The following is a 17,745-nucleotide window of genomic DNA, read 5'->3' as shown; positions in this document are numbered from 1 at the left end:
ATGATCTCCTCGGTGCGCGGGCGGGTGCTCGCCGTCGCGCTGGACCACGTCGTCGTCGAGGTCGGCGGGGTCGGGCTCGCCGTTCAGGCCACACCGGCCACGCTGGCCACCCTGCGCCGGGGCGAGGAGACGTCGCTGTCCACCGCGTTGATCGTGCGCGAGGACTCGCTGACCCTGTTCGGGTTCGCCGACACCGACGCGCGCGAGCTGTTCGGCCTGCTGCAGACCGTCTCCGGCATCGGCCCGCGGCTGGCGCTGGCCACGCTTGCCGTGCTGGAGCCCGACCAGCTCCGCACCGCCCTGTCCGAGGGCAACATCACCACGCTGACCCAGGTGCCGGGCATCGGGCGCAAGGGCGCCGAGCGGCTCATCGTCGAACTGCGGGACAAGGTCGGCACACTCGCCTCCGCCCAGGGCGGCTCGCCCGTGGCGACGCAGGCGCCGGTCGCCGTGCGCTCGTCGGTGGTGGAGGCGCTGGTCGGCCTCGGGTTCGCCGTCAAGCAGGCCGAGCAGACCGTGGACGCCGTGCTCGCCGCGAACGGCACTGGCGACACCCCGGACGTGCTGCGCAAGGCTCTCGCGCGGCTGGGCGGCAAGAAGTAGGTGGACAGCGTGGAAGACGAGGCGCCGGCCCCCGAACTGTCGCCACTGGCCGAGATGGGGGAGCGGGACGACGAATCGACGCTCCGGCCGCGCCGGCTGGCCGAGTTCGTCGGCCAGCCACGGGTTCGCGAGCAGCTTCGGCTGGTCCTCGAAGGTGCCAAGGGGCGCGGTGCGCCGCCGGATCACGTACTGCTGTCCGGCCCGCCCGGACTCGGCAAGACCAGCCTGTCGATGATCATCGCCGCCGAGCTGGGCAGCGCGCTGCGGATCACGTCCGGTCCGGCGCTCGAGCGTGCGGGCGACCTCGCCGCGATGTTGTCCAACCTGGTCGAGGGCGACGTGCTGTTCATCGACGAGATCCACCGCATCGCCCGGCCCGCCGAGGAGATGCTGTACCTCGCGATGGAGGACTTCCGGGTCGACGTGGTGGTCGGAAAGGGGCCGGGCGCCACCTCGATCCCGCTGGAGATCGCGCCGTTCACCCTGGTCGGCGCGACCACCAGGTCCGGAGCGCTGACCGGCCCGCTGCGCGACCGCTTCGGCTTCACCGCGCACATGGAGTTCTACGTGCCCGAGGAGCTGGAGCAGGTGCTGCGCCGGTCGGCCACCATCCTCGGCGTCGACCTGCGCGAGGACGGCGCGCACGAGATCGCCGGACGGTCGCGTGGCACGCCCAGGATCGCCAACCGGCTGCTGCGCCGGGTGCGCGACTACGCCGAGGTGCGCGCGGACGGCGCGGTCACCCGCGACATCGCGCGCGCCGCACTCAAGGTCTACGACGTGGACGAGCTCGGCCTCGACCGGCTGGACCGCGCCGTGCTGTCCGCGCTGGTGCGCTCGTTCGGCGGCGGGCCGGTCGGCGTGTCCACGCTGGCCGTCGCCGTGGGGGAGGAGTCCACCACGGTCGAGGAGGTGTGCGAGCCGTACCTGGTGCGCGCCGGAATGCTGGCCCGCACGCCGCGCGGCCGGGTGGCCACCGCGGCGGCCTGGGCGCACCTCGGTTTGTCCGCCCCGCCCCAGGCGCCGGGACACTCGGCGCCTAGTCTGTTCGACGAGTGACGGGGCGCACATTCCTACGTGAGTGGCCGGGTGCTCACCCGATGTGGCCGATGACGGTGCACAGCCGCGCGTCTGGCACACTCGGTGGAAGCAAAGTCAGAACAATCGGACGTTTCCTCACCCGGTGACGTCCGCCGAACGGAGTCAAATGAACGCCGGTTCCCTGCTCCCCTTCCTGCTCATCGCGGTGCTCGCGATCCCGCTGTTCCTGGGCGCTCGCAAGCAGAAGAGGGCGATGCAGCAGCAGCAGGCGCTGCAGAGCTCGCTGTCCGTCGGCGACCGCGTGATGACCACGTCCGGTCTCTACGGCACCGTGTCCGACACCTCCGACGACGCGTCCATCACCGTCGAGATCGCGCCCGGCGTCGAGACCGAATGGCTGCGGCAGGCCGTTCGCGAGAAGGTCGGCGACGATGTGGTCGACGAGGTTGAGGACGACGAGGACGACGACGCCGCTGACGACACCGTCGAGGAGACGGTCGAGTCGACCAAGTCGGACAAGTCTGACGAGCCCGCCGTGCTGGCCGAGTCCACCAACGAGGTGGCCGAGCCGGCTGAGCAGGGCAAGAAGACCCGCTGACCGTCTGGACGTCGCGACTTTCGCTCTCACCCTGGCGGTTCCCGCCAGCCCCATTGCGGCGTCGCGTCCCCAGGCCACACCGGGTTTACCTCGCCCGCGGTACGCTGCGCCCTCACCCCACAACGGGTGTGGGCGCCGCGTCGTGAGCACCACGCACGGGCTCCACCTGTCCGTGCGCATCCGAGCTAGTTCGAGGGAGACGGACCGACCGTGGCACCACCGGCCGGGCAGATCCGCCCAGGACGCTATCTGGCGTTCTTCGTCGCAATCGTGGCTGTCCTCTACGGACTGGTGTTTCTCACCGGTGACGGGAAGCCGACTCCCAAGCTGGGCATCGACCTCCAGGGCGGTACGCGCGTCACGTTGACCGCGCGCACCGACAGCGGCGGTACGCCGAACAAGGAGGAGCTGAACCAGGCCAAGAGCATCATCGAGACGCGTGTCAACGGCATGGGCGTGACCAACGCCGAGGTCGTGCTGGACGGCACGCAGATCGTGATCACCGTCGCCGGCCAGGACGGCGAGCTGGTCAAGGGCCTCGGGCAGACCGCGCGGCTGAGCTTTCGCGGCGTGGACGACGCCGCGCCGGCCGGGATCGCCTCCCCGCCGCCGGGCCAGAACCCGCCCGGCCAGAACCCGCCGACCACGAACCCGCCGCCGGGCCAGAACCCGACCGTGGCGCCGCCGCCCGGCGGCCAGCAGCCCGGCGCGCCGCCCGCGCCGCAGGGCCGTCCCGCGCCGGCCGCCGAACAGCAGCCGCCGCCCCCGTCCTCGATCGATCCCGAGCGCCAGAAGCTGATCGACGAGGCTCGGGCCACCCGGCAGAGCAAGGACCCGGCCAAGCTGCAGGCCGCTTTCGACGCGCTCACCTGCGATTCGAAGCAACGTGACCCGCTGATCGGCAACGACCTGCTTGACCACCCGCTGGTCACCTGTGGCGACAAGCCCGAAAAGGGTGCCGACGGCGTCGAGCGCATGTACAAGTACAAGCTCAGTGCCGAGTTCATCCCCGGCAGCGAAATCGACGACGCGTCCGCGGCGTCGAACACGCAGGGCGCCGGCTACGTGGTGAACCTCAAGTTCAAGAGCCGCGGCACCGACATCTGGAGCAAGTACACCGCCGAGAACGTCGGCAAGCAGACCGCCGTCACGCTGGACACGAAGGTGCTCTCCGCGCCGTCCATCAAGGGCCCGATCCCCGGCGGTAACACCGAGATCAGCGGCGACTTCACGCAGAAGGAAGCCCAGTCGCTGGCCAACGCGCTCAAGTACGGCGCGCTGCCGCTGGCGTTCGACGTGTCCGACGCGGTGACCGTGTCCGCCACGCTGGGCCTCGCGTCGCTGGAGGCCGGCCTGATCGCCGGCGCCATCGGGCTCGCGCTGGTGTTCGTCTACGCGCTGTTCTACTACCGGGCGCTCGGCGTGCTGACCATCCTGTCCCTGGCACTGTCCGGGCTCGTCGTGTACGCGTTCCTCGTGCTGCTCGGACGCTGGATCGGGTTCACTCTCGACCTCGCCGGCATCGCGGGCTTCATCATCGCGATCGGTATCACCGCCGACTCGTTCATCATCTACTTCGAACGATTGAAGGACGAGATACGCGAGGGCAGGACGTTCCGCTCCGCCGTGCCACGCGGCTGGATCCGTGCCCGGCGCACGATTCTGTCCGCCGACGCGGTGAGCTTCCTCGCCTCCGCCGTGCTGTACGTGCTGGCGGTCGGCCAGGTGCGCGGGTTCGCGTTCACCCTCGGCATGTCCACCGTGCTCGACCTGATCGTGGTGTTCCTGGTGACGCATCCGCTGCTCGCGCTCGCCGCGAACTCCAAGACGCTGTCGAACCCGAAGTACTCCGGGCTCGGCCAGGTGCAGAAAGTCGGCGCGGCGGCGAGAGCCGCCAGGTCCGTCCGTGGCGACGCGGCCGTGAAGGAGGCGTGACGTGACGAACCCCAGCTCGGAGACAGCCGCTCCGGCCAAGAAGAGCAGCGTGTTCAACCGGCTCTACGTCGGCCACGGCGCGTTCGACATCGTCGGCAAGCGCAAGCGCTGGTACGTGATCTTCGGCGTGCTGATCCTGATCTGCCTCGCCTCGATCATCTTCCGCGGGTTCAACGCGGGCATCGAGTTCATCGGCGGCACCCAGGTGCAGATGCCGGCGGCCAGCACCTCCGGCGAGATCAGCACCGACCGGGCCAAGGAGGTCTACACCCAGGTTCTCGGCGACGAGCCGGTCGCCGTGCAGGCGGTCGGCACCGGCGGCAACACCACCCTGCAGATCCGCTCGGTCACGCTGGACGAGGGTCAGGTCGCCAACCTCAAGCGCGCGCTCGCCGATCAGCTCCAGCCCAACGGCGGCGCCCCGTCGATCAGCAACAGCGCGGTGAGCGCGTCCTGGGGCGGTGAGATCTCCACCCAGGCGCTGATCGCGCTCGGCGTGTTCCTGGTGCTGGTGACGATCTTCCTCGGGTTGTACTTCGAGAAATGGATGGCGGTCGCGGCGCTGGCCGCGCTGATCCACGACGTCGTGGTCACCGCGGGCGTGTACTCGATCGTCGGCTTCGAGGTGACCCCGGCGACCGTGATCGGCCTGCTCACCATCCTCGGTTTCTCGCTGTACGACACGGTGGTGGTGTTCGACAAAGTCAAGGAGAACACCAGAGGTCTGCTCGGCCTGACCAGGCGAACCTACGGCGAGGCGGCCAACCTGGCGCTGAACCAGACGCTGATCCGGTCGATCAACACCTCGCTGTTCGCCGTGCTCCCGGTGCTCGGGCTGCTGGCGATCGGTGTCGGCATCCTCGGCGTCGGCACGTTGAAGGACCTCGCGCTCGTGCAGCTCGCCGGCATGATCGCCGGTGCGGTCTCGTCGATCTTCCTGGCCACGCCGATCCTGGTGGACTTGAAGATGACCGAGTCGAAGTACAAGCAGCAGGCCGAGCGGGTGCACAACCGCAGGGCGAACCTGGCTCGCAAGGCCGCCGAGCGCGGCGAGTCCGTGGCCGACGACACCGTCGAGTCCACCGACGACGCCACGCTGGACGCCGAGCTGCGCAAGGAGCGGGCGATGGCCGCGGCGGCTCGCGCGCCGTCCCGCACACCGAAGGCGAGCGAGTCCAAGCGGGGCAAGCCGGGGGCCAAGCCGACCCGGCCGTCAGGCAAGCGGCGCAGGTAAGGCAATAGGACGGCAGGTCAGCGCACGGTCGTTCGTCGCGTCTGACCGTGCGCTCGCCGCCCTGGCGGAAGTTCACCGGGCGTTCGAGCGTTATTCTCGGAGTCCGGGTCACGTCCGTGGCCCGGACGCCTCGATACCCTTGCGGTAGCGAGACAGCCGGGAGCGCGTGTGACACAGAACGTCGAGTCGGAGACCGGGGCCGCGGGTCCACCTGCCGCGGCCGCGCGTGCCGAGCCCCAGAACGGGGGCCGGCAGCCGTCCGCGACACGGCGAGTCCGCGCACGCCTGGCGCGCCGCATCACCGCGCAGCGCGCCGCGCCGGTCAAGCAGGTGCTGGAGCCGCTCGCCGCCGTGCACTGCGAGCTGCACCCGAAGGCCGATCTGGCGCTGTTGCAGCGCGCCTACGACGTCGCCGAGGAGATGCACCGCGAGCAGCGGCGCAAGTCCGGCGACCCGTACATCACCCACCCGCTCGCCGTCGCCACGATCCTGGCCGAGCTGGGTATGGACACCACCACGCTGGTCGCGGCACTGCTGCACGACACGGTGGAGGACACCGAGTACTCGCTGGACAAGCTGCGCGGCGACTTCGGCGACGAGGTGGCCGTGCTGGTCGACGGCGTCACCAAGCTGGACAAGGTGCAACTGGGCAGCGCCGCCGAGGCGGAGACCATCCGCAAGATGGTGATCGCCATGGCGCGCGACCCGCGGGTGCTGGTGATCAAGCTCGCCGACCGGCTGCACAACATGCGCACCATGCGGTTCCTGCCGCCGGAGAAGCAGGCCAAGAAGGCGCGCGAGACCCTCGAGGTGCTCGCCCCGCTGGCCCACCGGCTGGGCATGGCCACCGTGAAATGGGAGCTCGAGGACCTGGCGTTCGCGATCCTGCAGCCCAAGAAGTACGACGAGATCGTGCGACTGGTGGCCAATCGCGCCCCGTCCCGCGACATCTACCTGCACAAGGTGGTCGAGGAGCTGTCCGGCCATCTGGAGGGCTCGCGGATCACCGCGAAGGTCGAGGGCCGGCCCAAGCACTACTACTCGATCCACCAGAAGATGATCGTGCGCGGGCGCGACTTCGACGACATCCACGACCTGGTCGGCGTGCGGATCCTGGTGGAGGACGTGCGCGACTGCTACGCCGCGATGGGCGTGGTGCACGCGCTGTGGCAGCCGATGCCCGGCCGGTTCAAGGACTACATCGCCCAGCCGAGGTTCGGCGTGTACCAGTCGCTGCACACCACGGTGATCGGGCCGGACGGCAAGCCGCTCGAGGTGCAGATCCGCACCGCCGAGATGCACCGTACCGCCGAGTACGGCATCGCCGCGCACTGGCGCTACAAGGAGACCCGCGGCCAGCACAACGGCCGCAACGTGGACGTCGACGAGATGGCCTGGATGCGTCAGCTCCTCGACTGGCAGCGGGAGGCGGCCGACCCGGGGGAGTTCCTCGAAAACCTGCGCTACGACCTGGCTCAGCGCGAGATCTTCGTGTTCACGCCGAAGGGCGACGTGATCACGCTGCCGTCCGGGTCCACGCCGATCGACTTCGCCTACGCGGTGCACACCGAGGTCGGGCACCGCTGCATCGGTGCGCGGGTCAACGGCCGGCTGGTCGCGCTGGAGCGCAAGCTGGACAACGGCGAGGTCGTCGAGATCTTCACCTCGAAGGCCGAGGGCGCCGGCCCGTCCCGCGACTGGCTCGACCTGGCCGCCTCGCCGCGCGCCCGCGCCAAGATCAAGCAGTGGTTCGCCAAGGAGCGCAAGGAAGAAGCGATCGAGATCGGCAAGGAGTCGATCACCAAGGAGGTGCGCCGGGTCGGTCTGCCGATGCAGCGCCTGGTGTCCGCCGACTCGGTGACCGCGCTCGCCCGCGAACTGCGCTACCCGGACGTGAGCGCGCTGTACGCGGCGATCGGCGAGGGCCACCAGTCCGCGCGGCACGTCGTGCAGCGGCTGGTCGCGCTGCTCGGCGGGGTCGACCACGCCGAGGAGGAGCTGGCCGAGCGGTCCACGCCGTCCACCGTCCAGCGCCGCCGGGCGACGGGCGACGCCGGCGTGATCGTCAAGGGCGCCAGCGACGTGTGGGTGAAGCTGGCCCGCTGCTGCACCCCGGTGCCGGGCGACGAGATCCTCGGGTTCGTCACGCGCGGCGGCGGGGTGTCCGTGCACCGCACCGACTGCACCAACTCGGCCGAACTGCTGGCCTCACCCGAGCGGCTGGTGGACGTGGAGTGGGCGCCGTCGGAGTCCTCGGTGTTCCTGGTGGCGATCCAGGTCGAGGCGCTGGACCGGCACCGGCTGCTGTCCGACGTCACGAAGATCCTCGCCGACGAGCGGGTGAACATCCTGTCCGCGTCGGTCACCACCTCGCGTGACCGGGTGGCGGTGAGCCGGTTCGCCTTCGAGATGGGCGATCCGAAGCACCTCGGCCACGTGCTCAAGGCGGTGCGCGGCGTCGAGGGCGTGTACGACGTCTACCGGGTGACCTCGGCGTCCTGACCTGTCCTGAGGCGTCCGATTTCTTCAAGACCGCCCGCGTGACCCGGGGCTAGCGTTGCCGGCATGAAGCGACTCGACCAGACCGCCATCGACGCGGCGGAGACCTACGTTCTGAGCAGCGCCAGGGTGCTGGAGCGGCACCAGTTCGCCCACATGTTCCGGTCGGGCGACGCGGAGCCCGTGCTCGCGGCGCTGGCCGCCTACCGCAACCCGGACGGCGGGTTCGGCAACGCGCTGGAGCCCGATGGCCGCGGTCCGGGCAGCCAGCCGGTCACCGTGCTGTTCGCGCTGTCGCTGCTGGACGAACTGGGCGCGGTGGACTCGCCGATGGGCCGCGGCACGCTCGATTACCTGGTCTCGATCAGCACCGAGGACGGCGGGGTGCCGTTCATCCACCCGAACATCCGCGACTACCCGAAGGCGTGGCGGTGGGCGGTGCCGGAGACCTACGCGGGCTCGCTGCTGCCCACCGGCAACATCGCCGGCGTCCTGCACAAGAACAAGATCGACCACCCGTGGCTGGACCGCGCGACCGAGTTCTGCTGGCGCGCCGTCGAGGCGATGACCGAGACCAGCCCGTACGAGGCGCTGGCCGCGGTGGGTTTCCTGGACAACGTGCCGGACCGCGACCGGGCCGCCGAGCACGCCGAGCGTGTCGGCAAGATCGTGCGCGACGGCGGCGTGGTGGCCCTGGCCGGTGAGAGCGGAGACGTGATGTACCCGCACACCTTCGCGCCGCGGCCGGACGGCGTGGCCCGGGCCTGGTTCACCGACGAGGAAATGGAGATCAGCCTCGACAAGCTCGTCGACCTGCGTGGTGAGGACGGCGCCTGGCCGGTGCCGTGGGAGGTCTGGACGCCGGCCGTCGAGTTCGAGTGGCGCCCGGTGATCACCATCGGCGCGCTCGCCACCCTGCGCGCCTACGGCCGTCTGTAGGGTCTGTCCCGCGAACCGATGTTCTGCTGCGCGATGAACGAGATCCACGGGGCCTAGCGGGCAGAACGTGTCGTGGTCCTTCGCCCGCGTCCCAACAGTGCTGCGTCCCTGGTGGCTTCCGAGCACTGAATGCGGATGGTACTCACTTTAGACTGTCAGTCGCCGTTCACGGGCAGAGCCACACTCACGACCACTTCTGTGACAGCCCTTCAAGCTGTGACCTCACAACGACCGTATCGATCTTTAGGCGCGTCGCAATGTCGTCGACGGTCACGGCGCCTGAAGTTGACAAGCCCTGAAGAGCTTCACGGATGATATGACTGGCTAAATCACGCGTAGTCACAGGCTGTAGTTCTGGCGTTTCAAGAGGCTTGGCCTGTCGCATCTCCTCAGGTGTCCACTCCTTTGTTCGAGGTTCTGTTGGACGCCTTCGAAATTTCGGCGACTCGTCATCTGCCTTCATGTCGTCATTAGACATGTCGGTAACATCTTGGGTCAAGCAACCAGGTGGTTCACTCAATCGGCGGTGCCACGCGCCAAGGCGTAGTCACTTAGCCTGGCGATCGTTCATCAACTGGGGTGCAAATCTACGTCCGATAAACCTCAGAGCATTCCTCCTGCAATGCCGAACCCGACCGTCGCCCCCGTTAGTCCGACGGCTGTCTACGATTCGGGTGCGCCTACCGTGGGGGGTCTTTCTCCTTGACCCGACTGACGGCACGCTAATACGATGTTCGGCCGCCGTCGTTATCGCGGCCAACAAGCGGGTCGTTCAGACCGCTGCGCATTGCGTGTTCGACCCAAGGCGACAGGTCAAGTATGTCGAGCACTTCTCCGTGCCGGGGTGCATCGACGGGCGGGGTCCTTACGGAGGGTGGGATATGGACGAGTATGTAACCCACGACCTCTGGGATATGCAGAATAAGTGGCACTTGACTTCGCGTTCATGCGAATGCCCCTCAGATCGGACGGCGTGCCGATTCAAGATGTGGTTGGCGCGCTCGGCTTTGCCTGGAACCAGCGGGATGATTTCATCGACCTAGTGCGCGAGTGCAACCCAGCCACTCGGATCGGGTACTTCAGAGGAGTGAATTCGTTTCGATTCGGCAACCAACCCTACGTCTTTTCGCCGTACTTCGACAATGACGCCAGAGCTGGCCTGGACCTGGCTGCGGAAGACTGATTCTTAATCTCGCCACCCGTCGCAAGTTCCGATCAGATTGGTTTGGGGCCTGCCCGACGCACGTCAACGGCAGGCCCTCAAGCTGCGAAGCTGGTGCGTGCAACTACTACACGCTCTGCCGAGCTAGCCCATAATGACTGTTCGACTCGACTTCTTGATCTTCTGCCCTGTAGTCGCCAGCCGGATACGGCCATGGCGGCGGTCGGACGGGTTCTTGGACCAGCGCGCCGAGCGGCACGCCGGCCAGCGCGCGCACCTCGCGGGACAGGTGCGCCTGGTCGGCGTACCCGGCGCGGTACGCCACGTCCGCGAACGGCTCGCCGGCACGGGCGGCACGCAGCGCGCGGTCGAACCGGACGATGCGGTGCAGCGTCTTCGGGCCGTACCCGAACGCGGCCACGCACCGGCGGTGCAACTGCCGCTCGGACAGCCCGATCGTCTCCGCCAGGTCGCGCACCCGGCCGGTACGCCTGGCCAGGTGCCGCAGCGGCGCGGCGATCTCGTCCGGTGGATCGCCGACCTGCGCCACGACGGCGTCGGCGAGCACGTCCTGCGCCTGGACCGGGTCCGCTGTGTCGGCGAGCCGGTCGGCCAGTTCACGCACCCGAGCCGGCGGCCACAGGTCGTCCAGCGGCACCCGCAGGTCGGCCAGCGAATGTGGCGCGACACCGAGTGCCACGCCGCTCGTGCCGGGCACGAACCGGGCGCCGATCAGCGTGCCCGGCAGGTTCGGCGTGGGGTGCGGGCGCGTGTCCGGGCCCGCGACCAGCAGCGATCGGCCGTCCCAGATCACGTCCACCCCGGCGTCCGGCACCACCCGGGTGACGCCGGGCGTGTCGGTCTCCCGATGCCAGGTCAGCCCGACCACGCCGTCCGTGGACAGCGGGCGCTCCTGGTAGACGTCCGGCACGTCCCCGAGTGTGCCATCGGGGTCCGACGCTCACAGCGGGGCGGCCAGCCGCCAACCCGAGCCGAGCATCTCGTCGATCGCGCCCAGCGCCGCGCGGACCCGCTCGTCCAGCGAACCGGAGAGCAGCCGCCACGAGGCGTCGTGCGCGTCCAGCACGCGGCGGAACTCGCCGGTCATCCACGTCCGCAGGTGCTCGCCGTCGCGCAGCCCGTCCTGCGTGAACGGGACGCCGTCGTGGTCGGTGAGCAGGTACAGATCGGCCGGCCGCACCGCGCCGGCGACCTCGGCGGACACCACGCCCCGGTACCGCAGCTCCCACACCGTGGTCGCCAGCACGTCGGTGTCGCACACCAGCACCGGCGAGCCGTCCCGCGCGGCCGACTCCTCGCGCGCGGCCTGCTGCTTGGCCACCATGGCGAAGTCCTCGGCGTCCCAGGTGACGTCGTCGATCACCGCGGCCGGTCGCACCGCGCGCAGGTCCGCCAGCTTCTGCGCGGTCAGCTCCCTGCCGAACTCGGCCACCCACCGGGTGCGCGCCCACACGCCGCCCCGGGCCCGCAACGCCTCGGCCACCGCGCGGCTCACCGTCGTGGTCCCGGTCGACTCGGCGCCGACAAACACCACACGCCGGGTGAACCACGCCCGCACCGGCGCGGCCAGCCAGTCCCAGCACGCGGCCGGATCGGCCCGCACCGCCGTGCCGGACACCGGCGGCGCGCCGCGGTCCAGGGTCACCGCGGTGGCACGGAACCGGCGGGCCAGCTCCGGGCCGTACTCCTCGCCGGTGAACACCGCGTCCACCGGCTCGCCGACGGCGCCGGCGAACACCACGCAGTGCGCCTCCCACGCGCGCGGATCGGCGTAGTCGACCGGGTGGTTGTCCACCGCGCCGACCACCCGCACGTGCGGCTGCCCGGCGTGCACCTCACGCAGCCACGCCACCCGAGTGTCCAGCGGGATCGACTCCACGTGCGACGCGCACGCCACCACGGTCACCCGGTCGCACCGGCGCGCGGCCGTGTCGATCAACCGGTGGTGGCCCTGGTGCGGCGGGTAGAACTTGCCGATCACCATCCCGTGCGCGAACCGCGTCACGCCGGTGCCACCGCGGCCTGACGGCGCAGCGAAGCCGACCAGGCCAGCAGGCCGCGCACGCACAGCGCGAGGAAGATCGCGTACACGATCGCCGTCATCCACAGGCCCTTGACGCCGTACAGCGGGATGTACAGCACGTCGGCCGCGATCCACAGCCACCAGCACTCGACCAGCTTGCGCGCCTGCCCGTACGTGGCGAGCAGCGACAACACGGTGGTGATCGCGTCCCACCAGGGCACCGTGGAGTCGGTGGCCCCGGACAGCAGCACGCCCAGCGCGACCGTGCCCAGCAGGCCGAGCGCGCCGAGCACCGCCCACTCCGTCGAGCTGGTGCGGCGCACCGGCAGCCGGTCGGCCGCCAGCGCCCGCGCGCCGAGCACCCAGTTCGCCCAGCCGTAGCAGGCAAGCCCCAGGTACACCGCCTGGAGCACGCCGTCGGCGTACAGGCCGCTGCCCATGAACAGCACCAGCCAGGCCAGGTTGTTCAGCATGCCGAGCGGCCAGTTCAGCACGTGTTGGCGGGCCACCAGCCACACGCACACGATGCCGGTGACCGCGCCGATCACCTCGATCACCGAGACCGGCGCGCCGAACAGCTCGAACAGCGGTTGCCGCAACCAGTCCAGCACGAGGTCAGGACACGGTCGCCGCGTTCACCGTCATCTTCACGTTCGGCTTGCCGCCGCCCGGGCTCGGGTCCAGCGACCCGTCGTGCCCGCCGTGCGCGACCTGGTCCACGATCGCCAGACCGATCGGCGGGACCGTGCCGAACACCGTGTACTTCGGCGGCAGCGGGGCGTCGCCGAAGACGATGAAGAACTGGCTGCCGTTGGTGTTCGGGCCGGAGTTCGCCATGGCCAGGATGCCGCGGCCGTACTTCAACTCGGGGAACACCTCGTCGGCGAACTGGTAGCCCGGTCCGCCCGAGCCGGTGCCGGTCGGATCACCGCACTGCAGCATCTGCAGGCCCTCGGTGCTGATCCGGTGGCACGACGAGCCGTTGAAGTAACCCTGCCCGGCGAGTCGCACCATGCTGTGCACCGTGCACGGGGCGAGTGCCCGGTCCAGCGTGAGCGGCACGTTGCCGAGCGAGGTGTCCAGCGTGAGCGTGGCCGTGCCGGTCGCCGGCACCGATCCGGGCTGCGGCGGCATCACCAGCTTCGACGACGGCTTGCCGTTGGATGGGTACTCGCACGTCACGGTGGCCGGCAGCGGTGTGGCACGGCGAGGCACGGGAGCCAGCGCGGCCGGGATGTTGATCGGCTGCCTCGCCGCGGTCTGCTCGATGGTGGTCCGTGCGCTGGACGTCGGCTTGCTCGACGTCGTGTTGCTGGACGGCGTCTGCTCCGCGGCGGGCTGGTTCTTCGACACGCAGGCGCCGGTGGTCAGCGCCGTGGCGACGGCCAGCGCCGCCAGCAGGAATCGTGAGCGCACGGCGTCAGCTCACGGTGGCACTGTCGAAGGTGAGCTTCTTGTTCGGCTTGCCGCCACCGGGACCGGAGTCCAGCGAGTGGTCGTGATCGGCGCGCGCCACGTCGTCCACGATCTTCAATCCGGGCTCGCCGATCGTGCCGAACGCGGTGTACTTCGCCGGCAGGCCGGCGTTGCCGTACACGATGAAGAACTGGCTGCCGTTGGTGTTCGGGCCGGAGTTGGCCATGGCCAGGATGCCGCGGCCGTACTTCAACTCGGGGAACACCTCGTCGGCGAACTGGTAGCCCGGTCCGCCCGAGCCGGTGCCGGTCGGATCACCGCACTGCAGCATCTGCAGGCCCTCGGTGCTCAGCCGGTGGCAGCTCGTGCCGTCGAAGAAGCCCTGCTTCGCCAGATTGATCATGCTCTGCGCGGTGCACGGCGCGAGCGACTTGTCCAAGGTGAGCGGCAGGTCGCCCTGCGCGGTCTTGAACGTGAGGGTGGCCGTGCCGGTGGCGCCGACCTTCTTGCCGTCCGGCGGGTTGACCGGCTTCGGCGGCTTGTCCTTGGGGTCGGCCTCGTAGGTGCAGTCCACGGTCGCCGGCAGCGGGGTGGGCCGCTTCGGCGCGGGCGCGAGCTGGGTCGGGATCTCCACCGGCTTGGGCGGCGGCGCCGAGGTGGGCGGCGGCTGCGTGTTCGGGTCGGCGTTGGCCGTGTCGTCGCCGCCGGCGTTGGCGATCACCACGATGAGGACGACCACCAACAGGACGGCCGCTACCGTGCCGACCACCCCGAACAACCTGCGGCGTTTGGCGCGTTCGGCCCGGCGTTCGATTTGACGGTCCAGCTTGCGCTTGGCGGCCTGCCGGCGCTGCTCGTTGGTCGGCACCTATGTCCTCCCTGGTGACAAGACACTCGTGGTGGCCGGCATTCTATTTGCACCCCAGGTATGGCCGGTGTTCGGTCGCCTAGGCTGTCCGATAATCCCTACTTTCGGAGGTCGGACCGTGCTGGTCGTCGGATTCCCCGCAGGTGCCTTCCAGGCGAACTGCTACCTGCTCGCCGAGGCCGAAGGCGAGGCCTGTGTGATCGTCGACCCAGGTCAGGACGTGGTCGAGCCGCTCACCGAGGCGCTGCGCAAGCATCGGCTCTCGCCGGTAGCGGTGCTGCTCACGCACGGGCACTTCGATCACACGTTCTCCGTCGCGCCGGTCTGCGACGGCAACGACGTGCCGGCCTGGATCCACCCCGACGACCGCGAGCTGCTGGCCGACCCGCTCAAGGGGATGAGCACGGAGGCGACATCGTTCTTCGGTGGGCGGTTCGAGATGCGCGAGCCGGCGGAGGTGCGCGAGTTGCACGATGGCGCGGACCTGGAGCTGGCCGGGCTGCGCCTGACCGTCGACCACACACCCGGCCACACCGAGGGGTCGGTCTGCTTCCGCAGCGGCACCGAGGAGGGCGGCCGGCTGATGATCTCTGGCGATACGCTGTTCGCCGGTTCGATCGGCCGCACCGACCTGCCCGGCGGCGACATGCGGAAGATGACGGAATCCTTGCGGCGCAAGGTGATGACGCTCGAGGACGACACGGTGGTGCTCCCCGGGCACGGTCCGACGACAACGATCGGCCGGGAGCGGGCGTCCAACCCGTTCCTCACCGGGCTGCCCGACGCTCCGGCGTCCGGGCCGACGCGAGGACTGTGAGTGAGCTCCGAGGAGTTGGGGCCGGCCGCCGAGCCGGAGAGAATGTCGCTGGACCTGGTCGAGCCGGGTATGGCGAAGCGGCGCGCCTGGGCCGGTCTCGTGGTCGCGGTGCTGCTCGGCGGGGCGCTGGGCGGCCTGTTCGGGCTGATCTTCGGACGTGACACCGGGCTGATCGTGGCGCTGGTCGTGGCCGGGCTGATCCTGTTGCTGAGCTGGGGGACCGCTCGCCGCAGCGTCTGGCTGCAGGGCACCGTGGTGTCCGCGCGGGCGTTCGGTATGAAGGCCGTGGACCTGCGCACGGTCGAGCAGTTGGAGCTGATCGTCACCGACATGCGCGGCGCGCGGACGGTTGGAATGCTGGTGTCCGGGCCGCCGAAGGGGCGCGCGGTGAACGTGTCACTCGCGACCTACGCCGGCACGGGCGGGCGGGAGTTGGGCATTCTTGTGCTGCGCCGGCTCGCGGATGTCCTGGCGGCCAGCGAGAACACCGCCGGGCTGGTGTTCTCGCAGTTGCTGGTGGCGCAGTTGCGGGCGGAGGCGCGCGGCGAGGCACCGCCGGACCGTCCGCTCTACCAGTTGGCGTCGCTCGCGCCGGCCGGCAGGCTCGCGCAGCGGCTGCGGATCGACGCGGTCACCAAGTTCGTGAGCGCACTGGACTGAGGCCGCCACGGTGGTTGCCGGTCTTCAAGACCCACAAACCCCGTCGGAGATGTCCACAATGACAGCAAACCGATCACCGGTGGGGTTGTCAGACGCTCACTAGGGCTCGGCTTTCGGGCGGCGCACGTCGGGCAGCCGGTCCAGGATGCTGCTGAGCTTGTCGGTCGTGCCCTGGACGACGCCGAGCCCGCGGGCGAGCAGTTTGATCGAGTCGTTCAGTGCCCGGTTCACCCCGGTGACCGCGACCAGTTGTGGGCCGAGTTCGGCGATCCGCGTGGCGGTGGTGGTCAGCTGACCGCGCAGTTGCTCGAGCTGGTCCTGGGTCTCGGGCAGCTCTTCGGCGATGAACGTGCCGAGCCGGTCAAGGTGGTCCAGCGACCCCTGGGCCGCCTCGATCGCCGGCGTGAGCCGCTCCATCGCGGTGACCAGCCGGGGGATCGAGCGCAGCGCCTCGACGGTCGCGGGCACCAGGGAGACGGTGACCCGCAGCGCCGAGTCGGCCGTCCTGACCGGGTTCCTGACCAGCGCGAGGATCCACAGGCCGTCGTCGCGCCTCGCGGTGGATGTCGCAGGGGCTTTCGCCATGGCTGCTCCCCGAATCGCCGGGCGGGTGCCGCGATCGTAGCCGCAGTGTCCGGCCGCTGCGCCCGCAACTCACCCGGCGGGTTTCGGCTCCTTGGTGGCGACCACGGCGGCCAGCGCCGTGGTGACCGGAACCGAGGCGACCAGCCCGATGCTGCCGACCAGCGTGCGCACGATCTCCTGCGCGATCGACTGCGACTCCAGGATGTTGCCCAGCCCGACGCCCGAGACCGACGAGTACAGCAGCACCGGCAGCGCCGCGCCCGCGTACGCCATGACCAGCGTGTTCACCGCCGAGGCGATGTGGTCGCGGCCGATCCGCAGCCCGGCGGCGTACAGCGACCGCCACCCGAGCGACGGGTTCGCCCTGCGCAGCTCCCACACCGCGCTGGTCTGCGTCACCGTGACGTCGTCCAGCACGCCGAGCGCGCCGATCACGACGCCGGCGAGCAGCAGCCCGCGGGTGTCGATGCCGTGCCCGATGGTGCCGATCAGCGTCGCCGTGCTCTCGTCGATGCCGGTGAGCTTGGCCGCCGCGGAGAACAGGACGCCGAGCACACCGATCAGCGCGAGGCTGACCATCGTGCCCAGTACGGCGATCGACGTGCGTGCCGAGAAGCCGTGGGTCAGGTACAGGACGGCGAACATGATCACGCCGGCGGCCACCACCGCGACCGTGAGCGGGTTCTCCCCGGCCAGGATCGCGGGCAGCACGAACAGCACCAGCACCGCGAAGCTCACGCCGAGCGCGACCAGCGCGGCGAGGCCCTTCCACCGGCCGAGCACCAGCACGGCCAGCGCGAACAGCCCGGCGAGTACCAATAGGGGAGTGCCCCGCTGGAAGTCGACGAGCTGGTAGGACTGGCCGTCCAGCGCGTCGCCGCCGTTGTAGGCGAGCACGACGTCGTCGTCCACCGCGAACCGCGGCGTGCTCGGCTCCTGCGGCAGCACGGTGCGGATCTCGCGCCCCGACGCGGCTCCGTCGGTCATGCGCACGGCGATCGTCAGGCACTGCTCGCGTTGCTCGGGGGTGCCCTCACCGACCCGGACGCCGCGATCGCACGGGCCTGCTTCGACCGCGGTGACCGTGCCCTGCACGGGCGTGCCGCGGCCGGGACCGGCCGGCTCCGGTGTGCCGCCGAACGGGTAGAGCAGCACCGCGCCGACCACCGAGGCCAGTGCGAACGGCACCAGAAGCAGGGCGAGCAGGCGCCGCGCCCGCCGGGACGCCGGCCGGCCGTCCCCATGACCGTGTCCGTGCCCGTGACCGACCGGGGGTACGACCGGCTCCTCAACCGGCTCCTCGACCGGCTCGTCCATCGGTGGCTCGGGTCTGGCGTGCCGGGC

Annotated in this window: 17 protein-coding genes; 10 read left to right on the top strand and 7 right to left on the bottom strand. The window is 70.0% G+C overall.

Features of this window, described 5'->3' with window-relative positions; genetic code table 11:
- The 8 genes from ruvA (at position 1) to EV193_RS24135 (ending at position 10,032) form a co-directional block, all read left to right on the top strand.
- Complete coding sequence (gene ruvA, locus EV193_RS24170) at positions 1-603, top strand: Holliday junction branch migration protein RuvA (RefSeq protein WP_130347023.1); 603 nt, start codon at positions 1-3, stop codon at positions 601-603.
- A gap of 54 nt (positions 604-657) precedes the next feature.
- Positions 658-1,662 (top strand): Holliday junction branch migration DNA helicase RuvB, encoded by a 1,005-nt coding sequence (ruvB, locus tag EV193_RS24165; protein WP_130347021.1) that lies wholly within the window; start codon positions 658-660, stop codon positions 1,660-1,662.
- A gap of 148 nt (positions 1,663-1,810) precedes the next feature.
- A complete protein-coding gene (gene yajC, locus EV193_RS24160) occupies positions 1,811-2,242 on the top strand; it encodes a preprotein translocase subunit YajC (RefSeq protein WP_130346723.1) in 432 nt (143 codons plus the stop codon).
- A 210-nt stretch (positions 2,243-2,452) separates the two neighbouring features.
- Positions 2,453-4,177, top strand: coding sequence for a protein translocase subunit SecD (gene secD / locus EV193_RS24155; RefSeq protein WP_130346721.1), 1,725 nt, complete (start codon positions 2,453-2,455; stop codon positions 4,175-4,177).
- 1 nt (position 4,178) lies between these two features.
- Positions 4,179-5,411 (top strand): protein translocase subunit SecF, encoded by a 1,233-nt coding sequence (gene secF / locus EV193_RS24150; protein WP_130346719.1) that lies wholly within the window; start codon positions 4,179-4,181, stop codon positions 5,409-5,411.
- A 168-nt stretch (positions 5,412-5,579) separates the two neighbouring features.
- Positions 5,580-7,913, top strand: coding sequence for a RelA/SpoT family protein (locus tag EV193_RS24145; RefSeq protein ID WP_165401485.1), 2,334 nt, complete (start codon positions 5,580-5,582; stop codon positions 7,911-7,913).
- A 63-nt stretch (positions 7,914-7,976) separates the two neighbouring features.
- Positions 7,977-8,849 carry a hypothetical protein gene (locus tag EV193_RS24140; RefSeq protein WP_130346717.1) on the top strand — a complete coding sequence of 291 codons (873 nt, stop codon included), beginning with the start codon at positions 7,977-7,979 and terminating at the stop codon, positions 8,847-8,849.
- A gap of 925 nt (positions 8,850-9,774) precedes the next feature.
- Entirely contained in the window at positions 9,775-10,032 is a 258-nt protein-coding gene (locus EV193_RS24135; protein WP_130346715.1) for a hypothetical protein, read from the top strand.
- 106 nt (positions 10,033-10,138) lie between these two features.
- On the opposite strand, the gene EV193_RS24130 is transcribed toward EV193_RS24135, so the two are convergent.
- Genes EV193_RS24130 through EV193_RS24110 form a run of 5 tightly spaced genes read right to left on the bottom strand, consistent with a single transcriptional unit; the run spans position 10,139 to position 14,339 of the window.
- Positions 10,139-10,942, bottom strand: coding sequence for a helix-turn-helix domain-containing protein (locus EV193_RS24130; protein WP_207222783.1), 804 nt, complete (start codon positions 10,940-10,942; stop codon positions 10,139-10,141).
- 30 nt (positions 10,943-10,972) lie between these two features.
- A complete protein-coding gene (locus tag EV193_RS24125) occupies positions 10,973-12,037 on the bottom strand; it encodes an AAA family ATPase (protein WP_130346713.1) in 1,065 nt (354 codons plus the stop codon).
- Positions 12,034-12,666 (bottom strand): nicotinamide riboside transporter PnuC, encoded by a 633-nt coding sequence (pnuC, locus tag EV193_RS24120; protein WP_130346711.1) that lies wholly within the window; start codon positions 12,664-12,666, stop codon positions 12,034-12,036. Before pnuC ends, EV193_RS24125 begins: the two co-directional genes overlap by 4 nt.
- 4 nt (positions 12,667-12,670) lie before the next feature.
- Positions 12,671-13,471: a peptidylprolyl isomerase gene (locus EV193_RS34230; RefSeq protein WP_242613625.1), complete on the bottom strand. Its 801-nt coding sequence runs from the start codon at positions 13,469-13,471 to the stop codon at positions 12,671-12,673.
- Between the two features lie 4 nt (positions 13,472-13,475).
- Positions 13,476-14,339 carry a peptidylprolyl isomerase gene (locus EV193_RS24110; RefSeq protein ID WP_130346709.1) on the bottom strand — a complete coding sequence of 288 codons (864 nt, stop codon included), beginning with the start codon at positions 14,337-14,339 and terminating at the stop codon, positions 13,476-13,478.
- 118 nt (positions 14,340-14,457) lie between these two features.
- Between EV193_RS24110 and EV193_RS24105 the strand changes: the two genes are divergently transcribed.
- Positions 14,458-15,156, top strand: a complete 699-nt coding sequence (locus tag EV193_RS24105) for an MBL fold metallo-hydrolase (RefSeq protein ID WP_130346707.1) — start codon at positions 14,458-14,460, stop codon at positions 15,154-15,156.
- On the top strand, positions 15,157-15,816 hold the full coding sequence (locus EV193_RS24100) for a hypothetical protein (protein ID WP_242613624.1): 660 nt from the start codon (positions 15,157-15,159) through the stop codon (positions 15,814-15,816). It begins immediately after the preceding gene.
- A 99-nt stretch (positions 15,817-15,915) separates the two neighbouring features.
- Here the strand turns inward: EV193_RS24100 and EV193_RS24095 are convergent, their stop codons facing one another.
- Positions 15,916-16,401, bottom strand: coding sequence for a hypothetical protein (locus EV193_RS24095; protein WP_130346705.1), 486 nt, complete (start codon positions 16,399-16,401; stop codon positions 15,916-15,918).
- 69 nt (positions 16,402-16,470) lie between these two features.
- The gene (locus EV193_RS24090; RefSeq protein WP_130347011.1) at positions 16,471-17,718 is read right to left on the bottom strand and encodes a YibE/F family protein; all 1,248 of its coding nucleotides are present in this window, start codon (positions 17,716-17,718) and stop codon (positions 16,471-16,473) included.
- Positions 17,719-17,745: the final 27 nt, after the last annotated feature.

The organism is Herbihabitans rhizosphaerae, from assembly GCF_004216555.1.
Classification (GTDB): domain Bacteria; phylum Actinomycetota; class Actinomycetes; order Mycobacteriales; family Pseudonocardiaceae; genus Herbihabitans; species Herbihabitans rhizosphaerae.
The sequence above is the reverse complement of the archived record's forward strand: the minus strand, read 5'-3'. Positions and strand labels throughout refer to the sequence as shown.